General features: G+C 61.4%; 1 pseudogene. It reads left to right on the top strand.

The window, feature by feature from the left end:
- Positions 1–334 (top strand): annotated as a pseudogene (locus PL640_RS25535) (NAD-dependent dehydratase); the annotation flags it as partial.
- Positions 335–451 lie beyond the last annotated feature (117 nt).

Raw genomic sequence — 451 nt, 5'->3', positions numbered from 1 at the left:
CTGGTCAGCCGCCCATGTCGATGACGTCGCACGTCTGTATGTCAGCGCGCTGCTTCAGGGCGCGGCCGGCGAGCGCTATCATGCGGTGGCCGAAGAGGGGATCGCATTACGCGATATTGCCGCGGTAATTGCCCACGGATTAAACCTGCCGCTGACCCAACTGGATGAGTCGCAGGTCGACGCCTGGTTCGGCTGGTTTGCGCCGTTTACCGCCCTTGACCTGCGCGCCAGCTCGGCATGGACCCGCGAGCGCTTGCAGTGGCAGCCGGTTGGCCCCGGGCTGCTGGAGGACCTGCAGAACATTGACTATCATAAAGTTACACTGTCACAATAATCGAAACACGCTCCCCCTGTATCACCCCCGACGGGTACGGCTAGTCGCCCGTCGGGTCATCGGCTTTCTCCCCGCTATACTGAATCTATTCTCTAGCGTCCGCACGTCGTCGCCGTT

Origin of the sequence: Agrobacterium sp. ST15.16.024 (genome assembly GCF_027956545.1) — a bacterium.
GTDB lineage: Bacteria > Pseudomonadota > Alphaproteobacteria > Rhizobiales > Rhizobiaceae > Agrobacterium > Agrobacterium cucumeris.
The sequence above is the reverse complement of the archived record's forward strand: the minus strand, read 5'-3'. Positions and strand labels throughout refer to the sequence as shown.